The sequence below is a fragment of the Bradyrhizobium sp. genome (assembly GCF_030697065.1).
GTDB lineage: Bacteria > Pseudomonadota > Alphaproteobacteria > Rhizobiales > Xanthobacteraceae > Bradyrhizobium.
The window spans coordinates 1-19,960 of the sequence record NZ_JAUYQU010000269.1 but is presented as its reverse complement, the minus strand read 5'-3'; the positions used below and the strand labels follow the sequence as shown (position 1 = coordinate 19,960).

Below are 19,960 nucleotides of genomic sequence, written 5' to 3'. Positions count from 1 at the left end.
GTCGCATGCGCCGATTCCCTGGAGTGAAGACGAACTTTTTGCATATTTACGTTCAGGCGAATCCCGGCTGCACGGCGTGGCCGCGGGGCCGATGGCGCCTGTCGTGAAGGAGCTCGCCGCCCTGCCCGACCAGGATATTCGCGCCATGGCGGTTTATCTCGCTTCCTTCAACGAGGCGCCGATCGGCCAACCGGCGCAGGCCGCACGCGCCGTCCAGCTGGAAAAGGCGACCCTTGCCAGGGTGGCCTCGGCATCGCCCCTCGGCGCCCGGCTCTATGAAGGCGCCTGCGCGGTTTGCCACGCGGTTGGCGGCGCGCCGCTGTTCGGCAGCCGGCCATCGCTGGCGCTGAACAGCAACCTGCACAGCAGCATCCCCGACAATCTGATCCAGGTGATCCTGCACGGCATCGCAGCCCCCGCGGCCAGCGACCTCGGCTACATGCCCGGCTTCAAGGACAGCATGAACGACGATCAGCTTGCCGAGTTGGTCACCTTCCTCAGGCAGCAATTTGCACCCGAAAAGCCTGCCTGGACCGGAGTGCGGGCGGCCGTCAGCCAGGCCCGGCACCGGATTTCGCGCTGAGCTGCCATGCCGGACCGAAACGGCACTGGTTGCCGGGCTCCCGGCGGGCTAGGGTTCCGCCATGGCAGTCACCGACATTGCATCCCGAACCTACAACCATGGCTGGCGGCTCGATCCGATCGTGCGCAGCCTGCTCGATACCGATTTCTACAAGCTGCTGATGCTGCAGATGATCCGGGAATTCTATCCGGACCAGCAGGTCACCTTCTCGGTGATCAATCGCAGCCGCCAGGTCCGGCTGGGCGAAATCATCGACGAGCAGGAATTGCGCGCCCAGCTCGATCACGCCCGCTCCATCCGGTTTTCCAAGAAGGAGCTGATCTGGCTCGCCGGCAATACGTTTTACGGCAAGACCCAGATGTTCTCGCCCGATTTCATCAACTGGCTCGCCGCGTTCCGGCTACCCGAATACGAACTGCGAAAGGTCGACGGCCAGTACGAGCTGCACTTCTACGGGCCCTGGACCCACACCACGATGTGGGAGATTCCGGCACTCGCCATCCTCAACGAGTTGCGTTCGCGCCAGGCCATGAAAGGGCAAGGCCGCTTCGCCCTCGACGTGCTCTATGCCCGCGCCAAGGCCAAGCTGTGGACCAAGGTCGAGCGGCTGCAGAAACTGGACGGCTTGCGGCTGTCCGACTTCGGGACACGGCGGCGCCATGGCTTCCTGTGGCAGCGCTGGTGCGTCGAGGCGGTGAAGGAAGGCCTCGGAACATCCTTCACCGGCACCTCGAACGTCCTGCTGGCGATGGACAACGACCTCGAGGCGATCGGGACCAACGCCCATGAATTGCCGATGGTGGCCGCCGCCCTGGCCGACAACGATGACGACTTGCGCTGGGCGCCGTACCGGATTCTCGATCAGTGGCGCCATACCTATGGCGGCAATCTGTTGATCGCCCTGCCCGACGCCTTCGGCACCAAATCGTTCCTGCGCGACGCGCCCGAATGGGTGGCGGACTGGACCGGCTTTCGGCCGGACAGCGCGCCGCCGATCGCGGCCGGCGAGGAAATCATCAAATGGTGGAAAGAGAAGGGTCGCGATCCCAGGGAGAAGCTGCTGGTGTTCTCCGACGCCATGGATGTCGGATCGATCGAGCAGACCTACCGTCATTTCGCCGGCCGCGTCCGGATCAGTTTCGGCTGGGGCACCAACCTGACCAACGATTTCGTCGGTTGCGCCCCCGACGGCTCTGCAAACCTCGATCCGATCTCGATCGTCTGCAAGGTAACCTCGGTCGACGGCAGGCCGGCGGTGAAGCTCTCGGACAATCCGGAAAAGGCGACCGGCAACGCACCGGAGATCGAGCGCTATTTGCGGGTGTTCGGCAGCGCCGGCCGCGTGCGCAGCCCGGTGTTGGTGTGATCGCCAGGCGCGGATTGCTTTAACTCATCCGGCATCAGGCCGGGGCAACGACGCGCACGAGGCCGAGACTGATCACGATCAGGAACAGCAGGGACAACGTCACCGCCGCGGTGACCCTGCCGCCGACCCGGCCGATCACGCGCAGGTCGACGCCGAGGCCAAGTGCCGCCATCGACATGATGGTCAGCACGTTGGCCGTCTTCCGGATCGGGAAGATCGCCGCGTCCGGCAACAGCGACAGCGAGCGGAGTGTCGCCATCACGAAGAACGCTACGATGAACCACGGCACGGTCTGAAAGAATTTTGTCCGCCACGAACCGCCAGGCGCGGGATCGGCCCGCAGGCTTCGTCCAAACACCGCAATGCATGCGACGAGCGGGCCGAGCATCATCACCCTGATCAATTTGACCAGCGTGCCGATTTGCGTGCTTACGACGCCTGCCGGCACCGTCGCGGCAAGCACCTGCGGAACGGCATAAACGGTCATTCCCGCCAGAATGCCATACTGCGTTTCCGTCAACTGCAGCAGCGGGATCAGCAGCGGCAGGCCCAGCACCACGATGACGCCGAGCACCGCGGTGAACGAAATCGAGGAAGCGACATCGTCCCTGCTGGCGCCGATCACCGGGGCGACCGCGGCAATTGCCGAATTGCCGCAGATCGAGTTGCCGCAGGCGACCAGGATCGAAAGACGAACCGGCAGCCCTAGCGACCGGCTGATGCCGAAAGTGACCGCGAGCGACAGAACCACCAGCGCTGCGACCGAACCCACCAGGGCAAAGCCGGAGGCGCTGATCGCAGCAAAGGTCAGGGAGGCTCCGAGCAATGCTACCGCAATCTCCAGCAGTTGCTTGGCGCTGAAAGCGATCCCCGCGCGCCACCGAGGACCCGGCTCCCATAGCGTGCGAATCGCGGTGCCGAGCAGAATGGCGATCACGATGGCTTCGATGTAGGGGTGCCCGAGGAGGCGCTCTTCGACGGCCTGGATCGCCACCGCGGCCAGCGTGACACAGCCGCAGAGCATTATCCCCCAGAGCAGGGGGACGGCTTTTCGGATCGTTCCGGCAGGGGGCCTGACTTCGTCCGGAGAATCGATCCGATCTGGCACGCGATATCCTTCAAGAAGAAGGAATTATGCGCCAGGCCGGCTGGGATAGACAATATCAATTGCGAAATGCCCGAAACAAATTTCCTGTCTCTCGAGGCGACAATTGCGGTCGATCGATTTTCCTGGACGACAGGCCGGATCAGACTGCTTGCTAGCGGATGACCACCTGCTGCACGTCGGCTGCGGCGCCGACCTGAAACGCAGGCGCCGCCGGATAGTAAACGATCCGGACCGACACGATAATGACGACAAGCAGCCAGAACGCGTATTGACCGACGCGACCCAGCATCGCCGACGCTGCCGTTTCGGGCTTGCCACCCGCGGCATCCGGCAACACCTCGCCATAAGGGTCGAATTTCTCGGTCAACATCGCGGTTCCGGTATCATTTCGATGACATTTATGTCGCAAGACCTGCCATCAAAACAATGGTCGGAACTTTCAATGTTCGGCGGGGAACGGCGGCTTTGTTTTGTTTATGGCGGCAGGAAGATGATTTTGATATCCCGGCACCGGGGATCCGGTTCCAGGGCCAAATACCCGTAACAGGCGCGGGCAAAGTCGCTCGGGCTCTGAAGGCGCTCTCCTGATCCTGTAGCATCCTCCGTGAGTAACACCCGACCGAGCTCGCGCTCCATCCCCGATCAAGACATTGCAGCGATAAGATCGTCGGCGCGGGTTACCATCGCCACATTCTGGATCGCGTAATTCACCGCGGCGATGTGCCATTCGGCGTTCATCGTCGAGCAGCAATCCTCCGGCACGATCATGTAGAATCCCTTGTCCGCCCCGGTGCGGGCGGTATGTTCGATCGACATGTTGGTCCAGGCGCCGGTGACGATGACGAAATCGCGCCCCGCCGCTTTCAGCATGGCCTCCAGCCTGGTGCCCTCCCAGGCGCTCATCCGCATCTTCTCCACCACCTGGTCGCCGGCGTGCGGCTCCAGCCCCGGCACCGGGGCAACACCCCAGGTGCCGCGCACCATTGCCTTGGCGTCGATCAACCCCTCGAACAGCGGCGCATTCGCCGTCACGCCGGGCGCGCCCGGCTCCACCACGAACCAGACGTGAATCACCATGACGCCGCGGGCGCGCGCGACTTCCGCGAGCCGCTGCGCATTGGCGATGGCGTTCTGCTCGCGGCAATGCGTCGGCGAGCCGGACGAGGCGAAGGCGCCGCCGTCCATCACGACGTCGTTCTGCATGTCCTGGATGATCAGCGCGCAGCGCTTGGGATCGACCGCGTAACCCGGTTCGGCGAGCCGGGCACCGGACCGGCTCACCGTCGCCACCGCAGCCGGCGCCGGCTGGGCCGCGGCCGGCGCGTTCTGGCCGGCTCGCATATAGGGCTCGTTGCGCGGCCCGACCTTCACCGGCACCGCATAGACCGAATGCGTCGCGGTGATGTAGAGTGTGCGCCAATCCGGTCCGCCCCAGGTCAGGTTGCTGACCAGTTCCGGAACGCGCAGCTTGCCGATCAACCGGCCGTCCGGCGCATAGACCCAGATTCCGCCCGGCGCCGATAGCCAAACATTGCCGAGCGCATCGCATTTCATGCCGTCCGGCACGCCGGGCTCGGTGGCCGAGACGATGTTGGAGGCGAACACCCGGCCGTTGCCGAGCCCGCCGCCGGCATCGACGTCGAACACGCGGATCAGATGCTTGACGGTGTCGTTGACGTAGAGCCGCGCCTCGTCCGGTGAAAAGCACAGCCCGTTCGGCTGATCGAACAGATAGCGGTCGACCAGCAATTGCGGCGGGCCGCCGCCGGGTGGCACGCGATAGACGCCCTGGAAGCCGAGCTGGCGCGGGCGCTCGACGCCGTAGACCGGCATCCGGCCGTACCACGGGTCGGAGAAATAGATCGCGCCGTCGGACTTGACGCAGACGTCGTTCGGCGAGTTAAGCTCCAGCCCGTCGAAATGCGACGCCACGATTTCGCGCCGCCCGTCGGGGCGCTCGCGCACCAGCGTCGAGGTGGCGTGCTCGCAGACAATCAGGTTCAGCTCGGCATCATAGGTCATGCCGTTGCACTTGTTGGCGGGGCGCATTGTCTCCCGGATGCCCTGCCCGTCGAGACGGCGACGCACGTCGCCCGGCATGTCCGAGAACAGCAGATCATGCGCCTTCGGGTGCCAGATCGGACCTTCCGTGAACTTGAAACCGGTTCCGACCTGCCGCACCGGCGCCCACAGATCGATAAGTTCGGCGAAGGACGGCCGTAGCGCGATATGCGTGGTCATCGCAGGTCTCCGCTGCCGCCGCTCACGCCGCGAACCAGTTGCGGGCCGGGAGCGATTGCACGATCGGTCCCGGCACCGCCATGTCGAGCCGGGCCACGACCTGGCCGTGCTCGATCTTGGCGGGCTTGTCATGCACCGGTAGCAGGAAGCGCGAACCGGAAAGCAGCCGCTTGATCGCAGCCTTTTCTTCACGCTTGGTGTTGCCGTGGTTGCCGGTGGTGCGGGGCTCGTTGTGGTGCAGTTCGTGGAAGGGATTCACGATCTGGTCGTTGAAATCATATATGACGTCGCCGCATATGGTGGCACGGCCCTCGGCAGTCTCGACATGGACGTTCATCGAGCCTTCGGTGTGGGCGCCCGCCGCGTCGACGGTGACACCGGGGCACACCTCGATCGGGCCGGAAAGCTCGAGATCCTCCAGCCGCAACGCGTGGCGGGTGTGCAGCCGGTCGATCAGGTGCTTGATGTCAGGCGCCGGATATTGCGGATGCATCAGGCCCGAGACCGAATATTCCAGCTCGCGCCGGTTCAGCAGAACCGTGGTGTTCATCGGGAACAGCTCGTCCTTGCCGGCATGATCGATGTGAAGATGGGTGTGCATCACGTAGCGAACATCGCCCATCCGCACGCCGTGCCTGGCGAGCTGGTTCTCGATCATGTTCTCATGGTGCTGCAACCCGCGCATTCCAAGGCTTTCCATGATCTGGTTATGGCGATAGCCGGTATCGACCACCATCGGCCACGGACCGCCCAGGATCAGGAAGCCAAAGGTGTGCACCCGCCTGGTGCGCCCGCAATCGCGCCCCAGCACGAGGAAGCTGGATTCGAGCTCGATGTCGCCGTAGTCCAGAATCTTGATTTCGAGCGCCATGTGATGTTTCCCCTCGTTGGATCGTTTTGCCGTTGATGATCAGGCCAGCCGGTAGATGCCGGCGGCGGTGTCGTGAAAGATCGCCTGCCGGTCCGCGGCGGACAGCGTCTGCGTCGCCGCGCGATAGGCATCGACCAGCGCGTCGTAGCGGGTCCAGAGTTTCTCGATCGGAAAGTTCGAGCCGAACATGCAGCGGCCGGCGCCGAACTGCCGGACAGTCTCGCCGACCACGAAACTGATCTGCGCCGGGTCGTTACGATGCAGGAAGGTGCCGAGGCCGGACAGCTTCACCGCCACGTTGGGCCGCTGCGCCAGCAGCGCCATGCCGGCGCGCCAAGCCTCAAGGCCGGCCGGCGAGGTATCCTCCAGCATTCCGGCATGCTGCAGCACGAAGCTGACGCCGGGACAGGCATCGGCAAGCTCGGCCGCATCAGCCATCTGTGGCGCGAAGACCTGGAGGTCGAAGGCCCAGCCATATTCGCTCAGCCGCGCGATGTTGCGCCGGAGCGTCGGATCGCGCGCCAGATCCGGCCCGGACGCGAAACGGTATTGCGGATTGTCGTGCCAGTGTAGCTGCATCCTGACGCCGCGCACCAGCGGGAACGCCGCCAGCTGTTCCAGTTGCGGCCGCACATCGGCCGCGGCGAAATCCGCATAGGCGACAATGGCGTGCGGCCAGCCGGTTTCCCGCGCAGCGTCGCTGACATAGCGGACCTCATCGAGGAAACGCTCTTTCGCCCAATTCGCCTGCACGTAAACCGAACGCGTGACGCCGGCGGCGGCGACATCGGCCAGATACTCCGCGATGGTGTAGTCACGCCGGATCGGTTCGTAGGGTCCAAAGATCCGCGGCTGCATCGGCCCGAGCAGCCACGGGAGATCCTGCTGCCGCCAGATGTGATGATGCGAATCGATGCAGCCGGACGCGGGCTGTATCATCGGGCGGCCCTCCGTCGTGACAGGTCCAGAACGTGCCGGCACAGCCGCTCGGTCGTCGCGCCATTGGCGACGCTGTCGAGCATCGGCAACACCGCGCGCAGCGCGGCGGTCTCCGGGCGATAATCGGCCGCGGCGGCGAGCGGGGTCAGCCAGTCGATCCGCCAGGCGCGCGCGGCGAGATGCCCGACCGCGCGAACCATCTGCGCGGGGTCACCGCGCTCCAGCCCGTCGGACAGCACCAGCACCAGCGCGCCGCGGGCATAGCCGGCGAAGCGTGGCACCGCGAGGAAGCCGGCCAGCGCATCGCCGATCCGGGTGCCGCCGTCCCAGTCGGCCACGAGGTCGGCGGCGACGGCAAGCGCCTGCTCGCGGTTTTTCAGCCGCAGCGCGCGGGTCAGCCGCGTCAGCCGGGTGCCGAACGTGAAAACCTCGACGCGCGGCGCCGCGTTGACCAACGCATGGGCAAAACGCAGATGCGCGTCGGAACGGGCCTTCATCGAGCCCGACACATCGATCAGCAGCAGGATGGCGCGTGGCCGCGGCTGGCGTTCCCGACGGCGCAGCCGGATGACCTCGCCATCGGTGCGGATGGCGTCACGCAGCGAGCGCTGCAGGTCGAAGCCGCCGCCGCGCTTCGCCGAACGCATCCGGTAGCCACGGCGCCGCGGCAGCCGGGCCGGCAGGTGCCGGCTGAAACGCGCCAGTTCGTGGCTGTCATCATCCGGCCGCAGCGCGCGCCGCGACAGCGCCTCGCGCGCGGTCGCCGCCTGCCCGGTTTCGTTGATATCATCCGACAGCGGCGCGTCATATCCGGCGCCATCGTCCTGGACCTGCAGTTCCTCGTCGCTCTCGGTGACCTGATCGGACAGTGCGCCGGCAAGGCCGAGAAAATGTATATCGAACAGCATGTCGAAATCGGGTTGCCGCTCGAACGGAGGCGCCAGCGTGGCGACGCCGGCGCGGCGGATGTCCTCGATATCGCGCGGGCCGAGCAGTTCGATCGCACGCAAAAAAGCCAGGCTCTGCTCCGGGGCGACCGAAAAGCCATTGCTTCGCAGCAGCGCGATGAAATCGATGAGCGGCCGGGCCGCCTGCGGCAGGGCTGTTACCGTCATGCCGCGATCTCCGCGATGATGGCATCGAGCCGCGGTGCGATGAAGGCGAGATCCTCCTCATCCTTCAGCGCCACGCCGATCGCGCGGCGGAACGCGTCCGGCCACGGCGCGCCGGTTTTCGCCAGCAGGGTCGCTGCTTCCGCCCAGTCGATCGCCTCGGCGACACCGGGCGGCTTGGTCAGCGGCTCCTGCCGCAGCCGTCCCACCGCCGTTACGATCGCGCGCGCCGTGGCCTCGGCAACCGAAGACGCCCGCATCATGATGATCCGCGCTTCGCGCTCCGGGTCCGGATATGCGATGTAGTGATAGACGCAGCGCCGCCGCAGCGCCTCGTGCAGATCGCGGGTGCGGTTCGAAGTCAGGATCACCACCGGACGTTCATGCGCGCGCAGGGTGCCGCGCTCCGGGATTGAGATCGAGAAGTCCGACAGGAATTCGAGCAGGAACGCCTCGAATTCGGGATCGGAGCGGTCGATTTCGTCGATCAGCAGCACGGTCGATTCCGGCCGGCGTAGTGCCGCCAGCATCGGCCGCTCGATCAGGAAATCGTCGCGATAGATATCGACCGGGTTGTCGCCGGCCTGGCGGATCGCCAGCATCTGGCGCGGGTAATTCCACTCGTAAAGCGCGGCGGCGGCGTCGATGCCCTCGTAGCATTGCAGCCGGATCAACTGCCGCCCCATGATGCCGGCGATCGCCTTGGCAGCCTCGGTCTTGCCGACACCCGGCGCGCCCTCCAGCAGCAGTGGCTTGCCGAGTGCGAGCGCAAGATAGCCGGCGGTGGCGAAGCCGTCATCGGCGAGATAATAGGCCGCGCGCAGCGCCTCGGCCAGTTTCTCCGGCCGATCGATCCCCCCGACTGTTCCGCGCACCGCCATCCCGATGTCCCCTATGCGCGCCGGACTTGCGGCCGCGCGCCGCCCTGCGCCTTCAGAGCGCGCAGGATCTTTTCCGGGGTGATCGGCAGCGTATCGATCCGCACGCCGATGGCGTTGAAGATCGCGTTGGCGACCGCCGGCAGCACTGGATTGGCGCACATCTCGCCTGGACCCTTGCCGCCGAACGGGCCGTCCGGCGCCGGCCGCTCCAGCACCGCGATGTCGTGCGGCGCGATGTCGCCGGGGCCGGGCAGCAGATATTCGTTGTAGTCGCGGCCGCCATGTTCGGGGTTGGGATAATACGGCTCCGGCGTCTCGTAGAGCGCGTGGCTCATGCCCATCCAGGCGCCGCCGACCAGTTGCTGTTCGACCATCCTCGGATTGAGCGCGCGGCCGAGTTCGTAGGCGCTGGTCATCTTGTTGACCTTGACGTCGCCGGTTTCGTCGCAGACCTCCAGATCGACGACGAGGCAGGCATGGGCATAGGCGGTGACCGGCGACATCTCGCCGGTCTCCGGATTAACGTTCGACAGCGGGATCAGAAAGATGCCGCGGCCCGAGATGGTCTTGCCCTGCTTGAACTGCGCCGCCTGCGAGGCGGCCTTCACGGTAATCGATTTCGACGCCGCGCCGCGGACATGGATGTTGCCCTTGCCATCGGTGACCAGATCGTCGGCATTGACCTCGAGTTCCTCGGCGGCCGCCTCCAGCAGCACGCCGCGCGCCTCCTTCGCGGCGACGATCACCGCGTTGCCGACACGGTGCGTGCCGCGCGAGGCGAATGAGCCCATATCGTGAGGACCGGTGTCGCTGTCGGCGGTGTCGACATAGACGTCCTCGATTGGCACCCCCAGCGTCTCCGCGGCGATCTGCCGGCTGACCTGCTTCATGCCCTGCCCGAGATCGATCGCCGACAGTGCTACGGTGAATTTGCCGTCGGGATTGGCATGCACCAGCGCCTGGCTGGGATCGCCGCCGAGATTCATGCCGATCGGGTAATTGATGGACGCCATTCCGCGTCCCTGATGCCGTGTCATCTCAGCGCCTCCGTGTGAACACTGACGAGAACCGCGCCGCGCCGTGCTGGGGCGGCGCCGGCGGAGCAGGAACCGGCGGTGTCGGCACCGGTGGCAACGGCGCGGCACCGGCCGGTTGCGACGGATAATTCGGCAAGGGCGGCACCGGCTGATGGGGCGGCTGATGGACGGGAACCGCGGGCGGGGCCTGATAGGCCGGCAGCGGCGCGGCCGCGCCCGGTGTCAGTTGCGGCGGCGCCTGCCGGGTCTCCGGCCGGCCGATCCGGCCGCTCTCGTCGGTCACCGTGGGTGGAATTGCCGCGCGCGGACCGCCGCCGCCACTGAGCGACGAGGCGCGCCGCGCCGTCTCGCTCAACGCCCAGTTCGATTTCTGCGCCGCGACCTGCACGCATTCGATCAACGCGGTATTGTGGGCGACGCGGCGATGCGCCTTCATGTCGCCGTCGCGATAGGCATTGAGGATGCGGAATTCCATCGGGTCGATGCCGACCAGATGCGCCAGCTTGTCCATCTGCACCTCGATCGAGAAGTCGACCCCGGTGACGCCGAAGCCGCGCATCGCGGTGGCCGGCACGCGGTTGGTGAAGACGCAATAGGCATCGCCGCGCACATTCGGAATGGTGTAGGGCCCCGGCATGTGGGCGACGCATTTGACCACGCCGTAGCTGGTCAGCCGCGTATAGGCGCCGGCATCGAAGTAGGAGGTGATTTGCCGCGCCACGATCCGGCCGTCACGCATCACGCCGTCCTTGATGACGTGCCGCTCGGCCCCGCGCGGCGAGCCGAACTGCATCTCCTCCTCGCGCCCCAGTACATAGCGGACCGGTCTCCCCGTGAGGATCGCGCCGAGCACCGCCAGCGGCTCGGTCAGCGAGTCGACCTTGCCGCCGAAGCCGCCTCCGACGGTGCCGCCGATGAAATGCAGCCGGTTGGACTCCAGCGCGAGGATCTTGGCGGTGGTGCCGAGCGAGAAGAACAGGCCCTGCGCGCAGGAATGCACGACGTATCGGTCGTTGGTTTCGGGCGCGGCGATGGTGCCGTTGGTCTCGGTCGAGGCGTGCTCGATCGGCGACATCTGGTAGCGCTCCTCGATCACGTGATCGGCGGTGCGGAACGCCGCCTCGACGTCGCCGAAGCGAAGCTTCTGATGGTCGTATTTGTCGTGGTACTCGAAATAGTTTCCCGGATAGGTCTCATTGACGACGACCGCGCCCGGCTTCAGCGCCTCCTGCACGTCGAACACCGTGGGCAGCGGATCATAGCTGACGCGAACCAGCTTTGCGGCGGCCATGGCTTCCGGCTCGCTGTCGGCGATGACGGCGACGATCGGCTCGCCCTTGTAGCGGACCTTGTCGACCGCGAGCGTCGGCTCGTCGTCTTTGCCGAATCCGATCAGGCTGAGCAGCGTGTTCCGGTTGACCGGCACGTCCTGCGCCCGGATCACGCGCTTCACGCCGGGGGCGCGCTCCGCGGCGGAGACGTCGATGCTCCGGATCCGGGCGTGATGATGCGGCGAGCGCACCACTTTCAGATGCAGGAGACCGTCAAAGCCGTGATCGTCGAAGAAGCGGGTACGGCCGGTGACATGCCCCAGCATGTCCTGGCGCTGCTCGCCCTTGCCGATCACGTGGAGATTGTCGTCGCGCTCGTCGGCGAACAGATCCTTGCGAAACTCCAGCATCGGGATCTCCTCAGGCGCGGCGGGCGCCGCGCTGCTGCGCGGCGGCCAGAATGGCGTTGATGATCGGCTCGTAGCCGGTGCAGCGGCAGACATTGCCGGCGATCGCCTCGACCACCTCGACCCGGGTCGGGTCCGGATTGCGGTCGAGCAGCGCCTTCGCCGCCATCAGCATGCCGGGCGTGCAGAAGCCGCATTGCGCGGCGAAATGTTCCATGAAGGCGGCCTGCAGCGGATGCAGCGTCGGCCCGTCGGCGAGCCCGCTCGCGGTTTCGATCGACCGCCCCTCGCAGGTCACGCTGAGCGTGAGGCACCCCAGCCGCGGTTCGCCATCGACCAGCACGGTGCAGACGCCGCAGGTACCCTGCCCGCAACCGAACTTCGGGGCGAAATCGCCCAGCCCGCGCCGGATGGTGCCGAGCAGCGTTTCGGCGGGCTCGACGAACACCGCGCGGTCAGAGCCGTTGAGGCGAAACTGGACAGGCATCCGGGCCATTCGTCGTTCCTTCAGGATGTCTCGCCGGCAAGCAGCCGGCCGAGATGCACAGGCAAAACTTCGCGGCGATACCATTCCGAGGCAATCGCATCGGTTGCGGGCTGCGTGCCCTCAAGCGCCGCGGTCTTCGCCGCGGCGATGGTGGCGGCGTCCAGGCCGCGGCCCTCCAGTACGCGCTCGACCGCCTTGGCGCGCAGCGGCGTCGGCCCCATCGCGCCATAGGCGATCCGCGCGCCGCTGATCCGTCCCGCGTTCTGCGGCAGATGCGCCGCGATCGACAGCACCGAGATGCCCTTGGGCCGCACCCGCGCGACTTTGAGGAAGCGAAACGCATCGGCGCCGGCCGGGCGATTGAAGCCGACCGAGATTACCAGCCCGACCCCGCCCCTGGCCCGGTTCGTCAGCATCTCCTCGAGCGGCATCACCCGCGCACCGCCGAAGCCGGCATGCAGGGTCACGACAGCGTCGAGCGCCAGCAGCGCGGTGGTGAAGTCGCCATAGGGCGTCGATGCAAACAAATTGCCGCCGATGGTCGCCGTGGTCCGCACAGCGGGTCCGCCGATGCCGCGCGCCGGCGCGTGCAGGTAGGACAGGTCACGGTTGGCCAGCACCATTGCCATGGTAACACCGGCGCCAAGCTCGATCCGCGCGCCCCCGGCGTTGATCGCCAGCAGCACCGGATCGAGCGCGCGCAGCAAGGTGCCTTCCGTCATCACGCCCTCGTTGATGTCACGCACCAGCAGCGTGCCGCCGCCGAGCAGCCGGGCGCCGCGGTCGGCGGCGAGGATCTCAGCAGCCTCCTGCAATCCCTGCACGATACGGACGTTGACGGGCATGGTGTTTCCTATCCTGCGAGTTCGGGCAACTGGCGGACCGCCGCGATGCCGTTCGAATAGACGTCGTTGCCAACGAGGTCGGCGAGTTCGCTCTCGCGCCCGGCCGGGGTGGTGAACCGGCTCTCCCAATGCCAGAAGCTGCGATTGCCGTCGGTGACCGGCAGCAGCCGGACATGGGCGACGTAGTTGAACAGCGGAATCGGGGTCTCCAGCAGACAATAGCTGAAGGTCATTTCCAGGTCCGACAGTGCCAGCAACTGCTCGCGCAATTCGGCGCCGTCCTGCAGCGTAAAGCGACGGACGCAGCCGATCTTGTCCGGGGGATAGCCTCGCTCGATCGCGCTTTTGGCCACGATCGGATGCCAGGATTCATGGCCGTTGAAGTCGCGCAAAACCGCCCACAGCCGCTCGACCGGCGCGTCGATGATGGTGCTGCGAACCACCCGCGGCATTGCTCAGGCTCCAAAGGCGCGGTTGAGCGCGTCGAAGCCGGTCTGGAACACGTTGCCGCCGACCCCGCTGACCAGTTCGGCTTCCAGCTCCGGCGCGCAGTCGAAATCGGCGCTCCATTCGATGAAGGTGCGGTCCTGATCGGTGACCGGTGTCAGCCGCAGCGAGGCGACGTAATTGGTCAGCGGCATCGGCGAATCCAGGATCGAATAGGTGCAGAGCATGTCGAAATCGGACAGGCCGAGCAGCTTTTCGCGCAGCCGGTCGCCATTGCGCAGCGCGAATGCCCTGACGCAGCCGACCTTGTCGGCCGGCTCGCCGTTCTCGATCCGGCTCTCCGCGATGCCGGGATGCCAGTTCGGCAGGCCGTTGAAGTCGCGCACGCGCGCCCAAACCTTGGCCGCCGGTGCATTGATGACGCTGGATACGTAGACGCGGGCCATCCGATCACTCCTTGCCCTTGCCTTTGTCGCCGCGGCCGGACGGCTTGCGGTCACCGGGACCCGCGGCTGCGGGAACCGGTCCGTCGTCCTTCGGCTTCGGCGGCTGGGCATCCTTGCCGACGCGCTGCAGGTCGCTGGCCTCGCGCATCAGCCCACCCATCTTGGCGAGGTTGCCGCCCTCGATCCCGATTTCCTTCAGCACCTGATCGATCAGCGGCGCCTGGACGCGGTAGCGCAGCGCCGATTCGATCACCTCGTCGGTCGGCGTGCGCGAACTGCCGCCGCCATTGCCGGCCATGCCGCCGAGCCCGTCGACATGCAGGATGCGGATGCCCTCGATCTTCTCCATCGGCTTGACGCTTTCGCGGACGATGCCCTCGATCCGGTCCAGCAGCCGGCGCCGGAACAGGCCGTAGCGCGCTTCGTCGGTGAGCGCATTCTCGGCTTCGTAGAGCAGCTTCTGCGCTTCCGCATCGACCGCGGCGCGGATGGCATGGGCCTCGGCCTCGATGCGCTTTTCGTCGGCGTTCTTCCTGGCCAGCATGACTTCGACCGTGGTGCGCCGCTTGGCGTTCTCGCTTTCGCGCACCGTCTTGACGATCTCCTCGGCCTCCACCGCCTTGGCTTTCGCCATCTCCGCCTTCACCTGGGCGGCGGATTCCAGCAGCGACTTCTCGAAAATCGCGATCGCCTTGTCCATCACCGCGCTTTCGACCTCGCGCTCGCGATCGACCTCCAGCTTGCGCAGGTCGAGGTCGCGGCCAACACGGGCCTCGTCGAGGCCGCGCTCGGAGGCGATTCGCGCGCGCTCGATCTCCTCACGCGCTGCGATCTCGGATTCCTGAAGCGCCTGGTTGCGCGCGATGTCGAGCTGTTCGAGCGCCTTGCGGCGCTCCAGCCGCGCCACCTCCAGTTCCCGCTCGCGCGTGATGTCGACCTTTTCGATCTCCTGGCGCGCATTGATCTCGGCCGCGCGCACCGCGCGGTCGGAATCGACCCGCTCGATTTTTCGCGCGGAAGTGGCGATGACGCGCTCTTCCTCGGCGATCTCGATGGTCTTCTTCTGATCGATCTGCAGCACCTCGCGGCTCTTCGACGCGGCGATCCGGCCCTTGTCGATCGCGAGCTCGGCCTCGATGCGGCTGACCTCGACCGCATCGCGCTTCTTGATTTCGGCGGTCTCGATCGTCTTGGCTCGGTTGATGTCGAGGCTGCGGATCTCCAGATCGGAGGCGATCCGCGAGGCCGCGACCAATTGCTCCTGCGCGATGCGGGCGGTCTCGGTCGCCTCGCGGGCGGCGATCTCGGCGGCCTCGATCGCCTGCTGGTGGGCGATCTCGAGCTGCCGAACCGCCTCGTCGCGGGCGATGCGATCGGACGAGACGGTCTTCTCCTGGGCGATACGCTTGCGCTCCACCGCCTCGCGGGCGGCGATCTCGGCGCCTTCCAGCGTCTGGGTCCGGGCAATTTCCTGCGCCCGGGTTTCCTGTTCGGCGAGGATGCGATGCGCCGCGATTTCTTTCTCGTTGGCGATGCGCGCCGCTTCCACCGTATGTAACGCGGCGATCTCGGCCTCGTCGATCGCCTGGTTCCGGGTGATGGTCAGCGCCCGGACCCGCTCCTCCTGGACGATGCGGGCGGATTCCACCAGCTCCTTCGACGCGATGGTCTCCTGCTGCACGGTGCGGTCGCGGACGATCTCGCGCGCCAGCCGCTTTTCCTCCGCAGCGAGGCGATTGGCAGTGATCGCGCTGTTGCGGGCGATCTCCGCGGTTTCGGTGGCGAGCCTTGCTGCGATATCGGCCTCCTCGATGGAACGCCGCTTCGCGATGTCGAGGCTGGAGATCCGCTGCTCGTTGGCGATCCGGTCTGTGCTGACGGATGCTTCCTGCGCGATCCGGGCGCGCTCGGTGGATTCACGCGCGGCGATCTCGGCGGCCTGCAGCGCGCGCAGCTGTTCGATCTCGCGCTCGCGGATCTCGCGGTCGGCGGTGATCCGGGCCTCCTTGATCAGCTGGTCGTTGGCGATCCTCGCCTTCTCCACCGTCTCGCGCGCGGCGATCTCGGCCTGGTCGACAGTCTGGCTGCGTTCGATCTCGCGCTGGCGGACGTCGCGCTCGGAGGCGATCCTCGCCTCGCTGATGGCGCGCTCATTGCCGATCCGCGACTTCTCGATTTCCTCGCGCGCATTGATCTGGGCCTGTTCGGCCTCGGTGTCGCGCATCGCGCGCTCGCGGGCGATTTCGGCGCGCTGCACGGCGCGGCGCACCTCGACGTCGCGCTGCTGCTCCAGCCGCGCCAGCTCGCTCTCGCGCTCGATCTCGAGCGACTGTTTCTCCGCTTCGAGATTGCGCGAGCGGATCCGGATCATCGAATCCTGTTCAATGTCGTTGCGTGCCTTGCGCCTGCCCTCGATCTCTTCGATCAGCTGGGTGAGGCCCTCGGCGTCGAAGCGGTTCGAGGCATTGAAATATTGCAGGTCAGTCTGGTCGAGATTGGTCAACGCCACCGATTCCAGTTCGAGCCCGTTCTTGGCGAGCGCCTCGGCGGCGGCCTCCTTGACCCTGGCGAGATAGACCCCGCGCTGCTCGTGCATGTCCTCCATCGTCATTTCGGAGGCGACCGAGCGGATCGCCGAGACGAACTTGCCCGACAACAGCGCGTGCAGCGTCTCCGGCTGCATGGTGCGCCGGCCAAGCGTGGAGGCCGCCAGCGACACCGCCTCGGGGGTGGCACGGACGCGGACGTAGAAGTCGGCGTCGATGTCGACCCGCATCCGGTCGCGGGTGATGATGGCGTCGTCCTGGCCGCGATGCACCCGCATCTGCAGCACGTTCATGTTCACCGGCGTGATGTCATGGATGAACGGCAGCACGAAGGCACCGGCATCGATCACCACTTTTTCACCGGCGAGACCGGTGCGGACGAATGCCGCCTCCTTCGACGAGCGCCGGTAGAGCCAGTTCACCACATAGACGACGATCGCGATCACGATGATCGCGACGATCAGCCAGAGAATGAGCGCTCCGATCAGCTGGCCTGACATGTCTGTTCTCCCTCCACGAAGTGGTCTCGCATGGTCCGTTCAGCTGCGGCTGATGGCCTTGAATTTCCTGGTCTGCTCGCGGATCGCGACTTCCACCGGCAGCCGCTCCATCGAGGAGGCACCGTAGAAGCCATGGCAATGCCGCGAGGTCTTTATGACGAATTCGGCGTCCGCGGGCTCAGCCACCGGGCCGCCATGCACGAGAATGATCGCGTCGGGTTTCACCGCGAGCGCCGCCGCCGCCCAGGCGTCAAGCATGGCCGGGACCTCGCCGAGCTTCAGCGCGGTCCGCGCCCCGATCGCGCCGCCGGCGGTCAGTCCGAAATGGCAGACGATGATGTCGGCACCTGCGCCCGCCATCGCCGCGGCGTCGTCAGCCGAGAACACGTAGGGCGTCGTCAACAGGCCCTTGGCACCGGCCAGCGCGATCATCTCCACTTCGAGCGCGTAGGACATGCCGGTTTCCTCGAGCCCGATGCGGAAGCTGCCGTCGATCAGTCCGACCGTCGGAAAGTTCTGCACGCCGGAGAAGCCCGCGGCCTTCACCTCGTCGAGAAAGCGATCCATGCTGCGGAACGGATCGGTGGCGCAGACGCCGGCCAGCACCGGGGTGTTCTTCACCACCGGCAGCACCTCGGCGGCCATCTCCATCACGATCGCATTGGCGTCGCCGTACGGCATCAGGCCGGACAGCGAACCCCGCCCCGCCATCCGGAAGCGGCCGGAATTGTAGATCACGATCAGGTCGATGCCGCCGGCCTCCTCGCATTTGGCGGACAGGCCGGTCCCCGCGCCGCCTCCGACGATCGGCTCGCCACGGGCGATCATCGCGTGAAACCTGCCGAGAAGGATTTTCCGATCGATTGCTGCCATGCTGAGATCCTTCACCGGCCCGCCGCGCGTGCGCGCGGCCTTGCGCCTTGCCGCGCGCGAAAGTGCTGAACCAGCGCGGCTGCAAATGCCGGGCTGTTGATATGGTGGGGGACGCGGATGAGCTGGCGCGACGCCGTCTGCCGCACGCTCGCCTCCAGCGCGCCGAACAACGCCTCGCGCGCTGCTGTGTCGAAGAACGGCTTGCCCGCCTCGTCGAGCGCCGACACCCCGGCCTCCGGCAGCAGGAAGCGCACCGGACCCTCCATCAGATTGAGCCGCTCACCGATCCAGCGGCCCATCGCGGCATTCTCCTCTGGCAGTGTCCGCATCAGGGTCACCTGCGGATTGTGCTGATGAAGCAATCGGCCGCGGTAGCGCTCGGGCACGGTGTCGGGGGCGCCGAAATTGACCATGTCGAGCGCGCCGACCGAACCGACATAGGGAATCCGGGTGCGAATGATGGCGCCGAGGCGGTCTTCGGTCGCCGGAAACACGCCGCCGAACAGCAGGTCGGCGATCTCGGTGGTCGAGACATCGATCACCGCCGGCACCAGGCCGCCATCGACCAGTTTCTCCATCGACTGGCCGCCGATGCCGGTGGCGTGGAACACCAGACATTCGTAGTCGTCGCCGATCAGCTTCGTGACCTGCTGCACGCAGGGCGTGGTGACGCCGAACATCGTGAGGCCGACCAGCGGCCGGTCCTCGCCGGCGCGGCGGCGCGGCGGTGGCGCCTTGCTCGCCTCCAGCCGCGCCCGTGCCATGCCGGCCATCGCCTGCGCGCCGTTCGCCAATACCTGTCGCGAAATCGCGTTCAGGCCCTGAACATCGGTAACCGAATACATCATCATGATATCGGAGGGGCCGACATAGGCCCGCGTGTTGCCGGAGGCGACGGTGGAGATCATCAGCTTCGGCACACCGACCGGCAGCGCCCGCATTGCCGGCGTCGCCAACGCGGTGGCGCCGGAACCGCCGGCAGAAATCAGGCCAAGCAGCCTGACGCCGTCGTTGCCGGACTTGCCCTTCACCCAGGTTTCGAATGCCTCGGCCATCGCCGCCACGGCGGCGCCGCGATCGGCATTGAACACCCCGGCAGAACCGCGCGGGTGATGCAGCGCGATCTCCAGCGGCGGCACATCCGCGCCTGAGATCCGCCCCGCGGTCGACAGATCGACCAGCTTCACCGGCAGACCCGCCGCCTTGATGATGTCGGCGATGAAGCGAAGCTCCTCGCCCTTGGTGTCGAGCGTGCCGGCCACGGCGACGAACGGCTCATTGAGACCACCGACGCTGCGCCCGACCTTGCGATCGGATGTGGCGATCGCGGCGGCGACCGGCGCGCGGGTCATGGTGCGCGCGGATGCCTCGATCCGCGCCGCCGCGACATCAGGGCTCCACCGGGTCGGCACCTCCGGGTTCGACAGATAGACCCGGACCGGCGCATCGCCGCGCGGCGGCGCCGCGGTCCGGCGGCCGGCGGGTTCGTTCGCAGCGTCAGCCGGCAGTTCGGCAGCCTCGTGGCCGTGGCGGCCGACGCCGAGCAGGCGCTGCTGCAGGTCGCGATCGGCCGCCAGCCGCGCCGCCTCGATGACGCGGTTGACCCGGCCGTTGACCATGATCGCGACCGTGTCGGAGATCTCGGTCGCCACCCCGATGTTCTGCTCGATGACGAGGATCGCGACCTCGCCCTCCTCGCTCAGCCGCACCAGCATGTCCTCGACCTGCGCGACGATGACAGGCGCGAGGCCTTCGGTCGGCTCGTCCATGATCAACAGCCGCGGATCGAGCAACAGCGCCCGCGAAATCGCCAGCATCTGCTGCTCGCCGCCGGAGAGCTGCGAGCCGGCATTGTTCTTGCGCTCGGCCAGCCGCGGAAAGGTGTCGTAGATCCGCTCCGGCGTCCAGCTGCCGCGCATCCCGCGCTGCGCCAGCCGCAGATGCTCGTCGACACTCAGCGATCGCCACAGCCGCCGGCCCTGGGGCACATAGCCGACGCC

At 66.6% G+C, this 19,960-nt stretch carries 18 protein-coding genes; 2 read left to right on the top strand and 16 right to left on the bottom strand.

The genetic code is table 11. The annotated features are described in order from the left end of the window. On the top strand, positions 1–583 hold a 583-nt coding region (locus Q8R73_RS21145; protein ID WP_305721489.1), incomplete at its 5' end, for a cytochrome c. 61 nt (positions 584–644) lie between these two features. After that, positions 645–1,949, top strand: a complete 1,305-nt coding sequence (gene pncB, locus Q8R73_RS21140) for a nicotinate phosphoribosyltransferase (protein WP_305721488.1) — start codon at positions 645–647, stop codon at positions 1,947–1,949. A 34-nt stretch (positions 1,950–1,983) separates the two neighbouring features. On the opposite strand, the gene Q8R73_RS21135 is transcribed toward pncB, so the two are convergent. The 16 genes from Q8R73_RS21135 to Q8R73_RS21060 all read right to left on the bottom strand — a co-directional run. Continuing rightward, on the bottom strand, positions 1,984–2,973 hold the full coding sequence (locus Q8R73_RS21135; RefSeq protein WP_305721487.1) for a YeiH family protein: 990 nt from the start codon (positions 2,971–2,973) through the stop codon (positions 1,984–1,986). A gap of 235 nt (positions 2,974–3,208) precedes the next feature. Next, a complete protein-coding gene (locus Q8R73_RS21130) occupies positions 3,209–3,427 on the bottom strand; it encodes a hypothetical protein (protein ID WP_305721486.1) in 219 nt (72 codons plus the stop codon). Positions 3,428–3,699: 272 nt separating this feature from the next. Then, the gene (locus Q8R73_RS21125; protein WP_305721485.1) at positions 3,700–5,298 is read right to left on the bottom strand and encodes an isochorismatase family protein; all 1,599 of its coding nucleotides are present in this window, start codon (positions 5,296–5,298) and stop codon (positions 3,700–3,702) included. Between the two features lie 22 nt (positions 5,299–5,320). Next, on the bottom strand, positions 5,321–6,169 hold the full coding sequence (locus Q8R73_RS21120; protein ID WP_305721484.1) for an MBL fold metallo-hydrolase: 849 nt from the start codon (positions 6,167–6,169) through the stop codon (positions 5,321–5,323). A gap of 39 nt (positions 6,170–6,208) precedes the next feature. After that, on the bottom strand, positions 6,209–7,108 hold the full coding sequence (locus Q8R73_RS21115) for an amidohydrolase (protein WP_305721483.1): 900 nt from the start codon (positions 7,106–7,108) through the stop codon (positions 6,209–6,211). Then, positions 7,105–8,223: a VWA domain-containing protein gene (locus Q8R73_RS21110; protein ID WP_305721482.1), complete on the bottom strand. Its 1,119-nt coding sequence runs from the start codon at positions 8,221–8,223 to the stop codon at positions 7,105–7,107. The genes Q8R73_RS21115 and Q8R73_RS21110 overlap by 4 nt, the downstream gene beginning before the upstream one ends. Next, positions 8,220–9,101 carry a MoxR family ATPase gene (locus Q8R73_RS21105; protein ID WP_305721481.1) on the bottom strand — a complete coding sequence of 294 codons (882 nt, stop codon included), beginning with the start codon at positions 9,099–9,101 and terminating at the stop codon, positions 8,220–8,222. The genes Q8R73_RS21110 and Q8R73_RS21105 overlap by 4 nt, the downstream gene beginning before the upstream one ends. A gap of 11 nt (positions 9,102–9,112) precedes the next feature. Beyond that, positions 9,113–10,138, bottom strand: a complete 1,026-nt coding sequence (locus tag Q8R73_RS21100; RefSeq protein ID WP_305721480.1) for a xanthine dehydrogenase family protein molybdopterin-binding subunit — start codon at positions 10,136–10,138, stop codon at positions 9,113–9,115. 1 nt (position 10,139) lies between these two features. Then, on the bottom strand, positions 10,140–11,819 hold the full coding sequence (locus Q8R73_RS21095; RefSeq protein ID WP_305721479.1) for a xanthine dehydrogenase family protein molybdopterin-binding subunit: 1,680 nt from the start codon (positions 11,817–11,819) through the stop codon (positions 10,140–10,142). 10 nt (positions 11,820–11,829) lie between these two features. Then, entirely contained in the window at positions 11,830–12,312 is a 483-nt protein-coding gene (locus Q8R73_RS21090; RefSeq protein ID WP_305721478.1) for a (2Fe-2S)-binding protein, read from the bottom strand. Positions 12,313–12,323: 11 nt separating this feature from the next. After that, entirely contained in the window at positions 12,324–13,148 is an 825-nt protein-coding gene (locus Q8R73_RS21085; protein ID WP_305721477.1) for a xanthine dehydrogenase family protein subunit M, read from the bottom strand. An 8-nt stretch (positions 13,149–13,156) separates the two neighbouring features. After that, positions 13,157–13,600, bottom strand: coding sequence for an SRPBCC family protein (locus Q8R73_RS21080; protein WP_305721476.1), 444 nt, complete (start codon positions 13,598–13,600; stop codon positions 13,157–13,159). 3 nt (positions 13,601–13,603) lie between these two features. Then, positions 13,604–14,041: an SRPBCC family protein gene (locus Q8R73_RS21075; RefSeq protein ID WP_212264193.1), complete on the bottom strand. Its 438-nt coding sequence runs from the start codon at positions 14,039–14,041 to the stop codon at positions 13,604–13,606. A 4-nt stretch (positions 14,042–14,045) separates the two neighbouring features. Continuing rightward, positions 14,046–17,087: a flotillin family protein gene (locus tag Q8R73_RS21070; RefSeq protein WP_305721475.1), complete on the bottom strand. Its 3,042-nt coding sequence runs from the start codon at positions 17,085–17,087 to the stop codon at positions 14,046–14,048. Positions 17,088–17,126: 39 nt separating this feature from the next. Then, the gene (locus Q8R73_RS21065; protein ID WP_305721474.1) at positions 17,127–17,960 is read right to left on the bottom strand and encodes a phosphoenolpyruvate hydrolase family protein; all 834 of its coding nucleotides are present in this window, start codon (positions 17,958–17,960) and stop codon (positions 17,127–17,129) included. 11 nt (positions 17,961–17,971) lie between these two features. Then, on the bottom strand, positions 17,972–19,960 hold a 1,989-nt coding region (locus tag Q8R73_RS21060), incomplete at its 5' end, for an ABC transporter permease (RefSeq protein WP_305721473.1).

Coding starts and splice junctions, on each gene's coding strand:
- Q8R73_RS21100 (WP_305721480.1), bottom strand. CDS start 10,138: ATGACACGGCATCAGGGACGCGGAATGGCGTCCATCAATTACCCGATC.
- Q8R73_RS21135 (WP_305721487.1), bottom strand. CDS start 2,973: ATGCTCTGCGGCTGTGTCACGCTGGCCGCGGTGGCGATCCAGGCCGTC.
- Q8R73_RS21085 (WP_305721477.1), bottom strand. CDS start 13,148: ATGCCCGTCAACGTCCGTATCGTGCAGGGATTGCAGGAGGCTGCTGAG.
- pncB (WP_305721488.1), top strand. CDS start 645: ATGGCAGTCACCGACATTGCATCCCGAACCTACAACCATGGCTGGCGG.
- Q8R73_RS21130 (WP_305721486.1), bottom strand. CDS start 3,427: ATGTTGACCGAGAAATTCGACCCTTATGGCGAGGTGTTGCCGGATGCC.
- Q8R73_RS21075 (WP_212264193.1), bottom strand. CDS start 14,041: ATGGCCCGCGTCTACGTATCCAGCGTCATCAATGCACCGGCGGCCAAG.
- Q8R73_RS21095 (WP_305721479.1), bottom strand. CDS start 11,819: ATGCTGGAGTTTCGCAAGGATCTGTTCGCCGACGAGCGCGACGACAAT.
- Q8R73_RS21115 (WP_305721483.1), bottom strand. CDS start 7,108: ATGATACAGCCCGCGTCCGGCTGCATCGATTCGCATCATCACATCTGG.
- Q8R73_RS21070 (WP_305721475.1), bottom strand. CDS start 17,087: ATGTCAGGCCAGCTGATCGGAGCGCTCATTCTCTGGCTGATCGTCGCG.
- Q8R73_RS21120 (WP_305721484.1), bottom strand. CDS start 6,169: ATGGCGCTCGAAATCAAGATTCTGGACTACGGCGACATCGAGCTCGAA.
- Q8R73_RS21110 (WP_305721482.1), bottom strand. CDS start 8,223: ATGACGGTAACAGCCCTGCCGCAGGCGGCCCGGCCGCTCATCGATTTC.
- Q8R73_RS21090 (WP_305721478.1), bottom strand. CDS start 12,312: ATGGCCCGGATGCCTGTCCAGTTTCGCCTCAACGGCTCTGACCGCGCG.
- Q8R73_RS21105 (WP_305721481.1), bottom strand. CDS start 9,101: ATGGCGGTGCGCGGAACAGTCGGGGGGATCGATCGGCCGGAGAAACTG.
- Q8R73_RS21080 (WP_305721476.1), bottom strand. CDS start 13,600: ATGCCGCGGGTGGTTCGCAGCACCATCATCGACGCGCCGGTCGAGCGG.
- Q8R73_RS21125 (WP_305721485.1), bottom strand. CDS start 5,298: ATGACCACGCATATCGCGCTACGGCCGTCCTTCGCCGAACTTATCGAT.
- Q8R73_RS21065 (WP_305721474.1), bottom strand. CDS start 17,960: ATGGCAGCAATCGATCGGAAAATCCTTCTCGGCAGGTTTCACGCGATG.